The following is a 3613-nucleotide window of genomic DNA, read 5'->3' as shown; positions in this document are numbered from 1 at the left end:
TGGTGGGGAGAACGCCCCGGCCGGCGTGAGCCGCGGCGCCCTCGGGCCGCGGCTCAGGGTCAGCCCGCGGAGGTGGTGGCCGGGACGTAGACGGACCCGTCCAAGATGCGCCGCGCCGTGCGGCTGAAGCCGAGGCCGTCGAATTCCACGCCGCCCAGCACATTGGCCGGGTGCGACTTCACTTTGACGGTCATGACGCCGAGCGGGTGGCCGATGCGCAGCGTGTCGGCCTCGGCCGGTCGCTCCCCGACGATCTGGTGCACGATGGAGCCGCGGATGCGCGAGGCCGCAGCGGTGCACATCGAGCCCGTGCCGGCCATGGATTCGTGGCAGCGGTTCAGGAACACGAGCCGGGAGCGGAGATCCATGTCGCCGGACCGCACGGTCTCGCGGTTGAGGTCGACGTAATCGGCCGGCTCGGCCACGAAGACCAGCATCGGCAGGAGGGCCATCTCCTCGTCCACCTTGCGCCAGTCGGAGCAGAGCCCGCCCATCTGGCCGGCCTTGCCCCGGATCTCGCGCAGGCGGCCGATCAGCGCCTCGTCGTGGTTGATCCGCTCGGGCAGTTCGTCGCCCACGAGGCCGATATCGGCAGCCCGCACGAACACGCAGGGATTGGCCACGTCGCACAGCGTCGCCTCGATCTGCTCGCCGGATTCGAGGCGGATGACGTCCACCACGTTCTCGGTCGGCAGCATCTTGCCGGTCTTGGCCCCGACCGTGTGGCTGTAGTTCATGAAGATCTCGGCGCCGGTTCCGGGCACGCCCGCGATGGCGAGATCGCCCTCCACCTTGGCGCGCCCGCCCTGGACGGGAACCCGGGCTGAGAAGAGCTTGCCGGTATTGGTGTTGTGGATGCGGACCTCGGTCACCGGAGAGGTGATCTTCACGAGCCCGGCATCGATCGCGAAGGGGCCGACGCCGGCGGAGATGTTGCCGCAATTGCCTTCGTAGTCGATCACGTCGCGGTCGATGTCGACCTGGGCGAAGGTGTAGTCGATGTCGGCCCCGGGATGCTCGGACCGCTTGATGATGGCGATCTTGGAGGTGACGAGATGCGTGCCGCCGAGGCCGTCGATCTGCATCACGTCGGGGGTGCCCATGATGCGCTTCAGCACGCGGTCGCGGACGGCGCCGGGCTCCGGGATGTCGTGCTCGTGCAGGTAGACGCCCTTGCTGGTGCCGCCGCGCAGCAGCGTGCAGCGGATCGCCACCTGTTCGGCCTGGCCTGACACGTTCATGAACACCTCCTCGTGGCCGCCCGTCCCGGGCGGTGGCGGCTGGGGCGCGCGAAGTCGTGGCCGCGCGCCGCCGGATCGAGCCTGCCGGATCGCCATCCAGTTCTGCATGCAGAACACGCGGATGCAAGCGCCCCGTGGAAGCGTCAGATGCGCCCTGGGCGCGAGGCTACCCGAGGTGGCGCGTCAGGAAGGCGACGCTGCGCTCGCGGGCCAGCCGGGCGCTCTCGGGAGAATGGCTGCCGCGCTCGTCGCAATTGAAGCCGTGCCCGGCCGGGTAGACGTGGATCTCGACCCCTGAGGCATGGGCGGCCCGGACCTTGTCCACGTCGCTGAGCGGGATGGCGTGATCGGTTTCGCCGAAATGCATCAGGACGGGGCAGGTCGGGGTCTCGGTCGCAACCGTGCCGATGCCGCCGCCGTAATACGACACCGCGGCCGAGAAGCCCGGCAGCCGGGTGGCGGAGAGCCAGGTCAGGAACCCGCCCCAGCAATAGCCGACCACGCCGACCTTGCCGGCCTCGGCCGCCTTGATCTGGGCCGCCGCCACGTCGAGCAGCGCCGCGTCCGTCGCCGAGCGGCCCTTGAGCTCGATGCCGCGCTGGATGTCCTCCTGCCCGTAGCCCATCTCCAGGCCGGGCTGGATGCGGTCGAACAGAGCCGGCGCGACCACCAGAAAGCCGTCCGCCGCGTAGCCGTCGGCCACCCGGCGGATGTGGCCGTTCACGCCGAAAATCTCCTGGATGAGCACGAGGCCGCCCACCGGTTTGCCGGCCGGACGCGCCACGTAGGCGGAAAGCTCGAACCCGTCCGACGCCTTCAGCTTGATCATCTCACCCATGAACATTCCTCCTGGTGGTGTTCTCTGCCGCGCGATGCTCGCCCGGGCACCTCGGGCGCCCTGCCGGACACGCGGCGCGGGCGCGCGAAGCCGGCGGCGGTTGGCCGGGCCGGAATCGGCCCGCCCGGCTCAATGGCCGCGGTGGATGCCGCGAAGGAACTGCGACCGGTAGCCTCGCAGATATTGCGGCGGGTAGTCCACGGCCGCGTCCAGAACGGCGGCCGCGTACCAGGGCCAGCCCGGATCGAAGAGCATGCCGCGGGCCAGCGCCACGAAGTCGGCCTCGCCCTCGGCCACGATCCGCTCGGCGTGGCGGGGATCGAAGATCATGCCGACGGCCATGGTGGGCAGGCCGGTCACCTGCTTGAGACGGGCCGCGAATTCGACCTGGTGCCCCTCGCCGACCGGAATGCGCTGTTGCGGCGAGAGACCGCCGGTCGAAGCCGTGACGTAGTCGCAGCCCAGCCGCTTGAGCTCCAGCGCGAAGGCATCCGCGTCGTCGAGATCCCAGCCGCCCGGGACCCAATCGGTCACGGAGTGGCGGACGCCCATGGGCTTGTCATCGGGCCAGGCGGCCCGCATGGCCGCGAACACCTCGAGCGGAAAGCGCATCCGGCCGGCCCGGTCGCCGCCATAGGCATCCTGGCGGGTGTTCGACAGGGGCGAGAGGAACTCGTGCAGCAGGTAGCCGTGGGCGATATGCACCTCGACGAGGTCGAACCCCGCCCGGTGCGCGCGCCGCACGGAATCGACATGGGCCGCCTTCACGGCCTCGAGCCCCTCCTCGTCCAGCGCCTGCGGCGTCGGCCAGCCGGTGTCGTGCGGGACCGGGGAGGGCGCGACCGTTTCCCAGGCGCCCTCGGCCTCGGTCAGCGGCTCGCCGCGGCCGATCCAGGGCAGCCGGGCCGAGCCCTTGCGGCCGGAATGGGAGAGCTGCACGCCCATTCGGGCCTGGCCCTGGGCCCGGCAGAACTCCACCACCCGGCGCAGCGCGGCCTCGGTCTCGTCATCGTAGAGGCCGAGGCAGGCGGGCGTGATGCGGCCGCGCTTCTCCACATGGGTCGCTTCCGCGATGACGAGGCCGGCCCCGGACACCGCGAACTTGCCGAGATGCATGAGGTGCCAGTCGGAGGCGCTGCCGGTTGGGGCGCTGTACTGGCACATCGGCGACACCACGATGCGATTGGGGATGTCGAGACCGCGGAGTCGGATCGGCGAGAAGAGCTGCGATGTCATGCGATCCGTCCATCTGGCCACGCTTAGGAGCAGGGCAGGGCAGCCGAGTCCAGGCCCTCCCGCGTCCCGTGCGGAGGCGTGCGGCTCGGCGCTTGCCAGCTCTTATTCTGGATGCAAAAGAACATGCAGCGTTGCCGTTCGGCAAGTCTGATGCGGATCGCCGTGCGTGCGTGCGTGCGTGCGTGCGATTGTGCGATTGATTGATTTCGCTCCTCTTCTCACGCCTGCCTGCTCTTGTTGCCCTGCACGCAGCACTGGTGCTTCAGTGAATCTGCCCCCTCCCATGTTCCAGGAGTAC

At 69.8% G+C, this 3613-nt stretch carries 3 protein-coding genes; all 3 read right to left on the bottom strand.

Going from position 1 to position 3613, the window contains the following annotated elements:
* Nucleotides 1-59: 59 nt before the first annotated feature.
* Nucleotides 60-1241: a PrpF domain-containing protein gene (locus JWR86_RS07345; protein ID WP_299562944.1), complete on the bottom strand. Its 1182-nt coding sequence runs from the start codon at nucleotides 1239-1241 to the stop codon at nucleotides 60-62.
* A gap of 166 nt (nucleotides 1242-1407) precedes the next feature.
* Entirely contained in the window at nucleotides 1408-2079 is a 672-nt protein-coding gene (locus JWR86_RS07340; protein ID WP_299562941.1) for a dienelactone hydrolase family protein, read from the bottom strand.
* A 129-nt stretch (nucleotides 2080-2208) separates the two neighbouring features.
* Nucleotides 2209-3315, bottom strand: coding sequence for an NADH:flavin oxidoreductase/NADH oxidase (locus tag JWR86_RS07335; RefSeq protein ID WP_299562938.1), 1107 nt, complete (start codon nucleotides 3313-3315; stop codon nucleotides 2209-2211).
* Nucleotides 3316-3613: the final 298 nt, after the last annotated feature.

The sequence above is a fragment of the Enterovirga sp. genome (assembly GCF_028290205.1).
Taxonomy (GTDB): Bacteria; Pseudomonadota; Alphaproteobacteria; order Rhizobiales; family Beijerinckiaceae; genus Enterovirga.
This window is presented reverse-complemented; position numbering and strand designations above follow the sequence as displayed.

Excerpts from the sequence above, each read along its gene's own strand:
- JWR86_RS07345 (WP_299562944.1), bottom strand. The coding sequence starts at position 1,241 with ATGAACGTGTCAGGCCAGGCCGAACAGGTGGCGATCCGCTGCACGCTG.
- JWR86_RS07340 (WP_299562941.1), bottom strand. The coding sequence starts at position 2,079 with ATGGGTGAGATGATCAAGCTGAAGGCGTCGGACGGGTTCGAGCTTTCC.
- JWR86_RS07335 (WP_299562938.1), bottom strand. The coding sequence starts at position 3,315 with ATGACATCGCAGCTCTTCTCGCCGATCCGACTCCGCGGTCTCGACATC.